The sequence below is a fragment of the Vibrio sp. 1401 genome (genome assembly GCF_033340295.1).
This window is the reverse complement of the sequence record NZ_JAWOWF010000187.1, coordinates 1-927: the sequence shown is the minus strand read 5'-3', so window position 1 is coordinate 927 and position 927 is coordinate 1. Positions and strand designations below refer to the sequence as shown.

Below are 927 nucleotides of genomic sequence, written 5' to 3'. Positions count from 1 at the left end.
CAAGTAGATGACAATGGACATCATCATGCCCCGAATTCCTAGCGTTGAACCAATGAGAATGTCCCACAATAAGCCCAACACTAACGCCGTGCCGACGTTTACTCGATGCGGCAATGCCAGCACCCAATAACACGTCACCAAAAATAGCCATGAAGGACGAAGTAGGTCCAATACACCTGGCCAAGGAATGGTTTGCAGTACTAGCGCAACGAAGAAACTAACACCAATCACCATTCTGCTACGCAATACATTACTGGCCATTAGTTACCTCTTGTTCTTGCTCTAACCCGTCATTCGCGTTGGATTGCAGTACTTTGTGCTGACGATCTTCGTTTGGCCAGATCAACAGCAAGTATCGTAGACGATCAAACTCCACTACAGGTTCGGCTTTGATCGATGCAAACTCTTGACGAGTATCGTGATCCACATTCGTGACCGTCGCCACAGGGTAGCCTTCAGGGTAAATGCCTCCCAGACCAGATGTCACAAGTAAATCACCGACTTGAATATCTGTACTGGTTGGAATGTGTTCCAGTTGGATTTCATCCATTTCACCATTACCTGATGCAATCACTCGAATGTCATTACGAATGACCTGAACTGGAATGGCATTTTTTGCATCTGTCAGTAGCAATACCCGCGCATTGTGCGCCGCAACAAACGTAACCTGACCGACAATACCTTTTTCGTTAATAACGGGCTGACCAACGTACACACCGTCAATTTGGCCTTTATCAATCACCACTTGATGACGATAAGGTGAAGTATCCACCGCCATTACTTCGGTCACGACCTTCTTCTCATCACGAACAAAAGACGAGCCAAGCAGCTTACGCAAGCGTTGGTTCTCTTCTTTATATTGGTCGAGCAAGATCAATTCGCTTTTTAGACGAAGCACTTCGCGCTTTAAGTTGCGATTGCCTTCTA

The 927-nt window shown here is 46.3% G+C and carries 2 protein-coding genes; both read right to left on the bottom strand.

Going from position 1 to position 927, the window contains the following annotated elements; genetic code table 11:
* Window positions 1-261, bottom strand: a 261-nt coding sequence (mreD, locus tag R7Z77_RS24450; protein WP_140284563.1) for a rod shape-determining protein MreD, incomplete at its 3' end; no start/stop codon positions are given.
* A partial coding sequence (mreC, locus tag R7Z77_RS24445; protein WP_318136940.1) for a rod shape-determining protein MreC occupies window positions 251-927 on the bottom strand: 677 nt, incomplete at its 5' end. The genes mreC and mreD, both read right to left, overlap by 11 nt.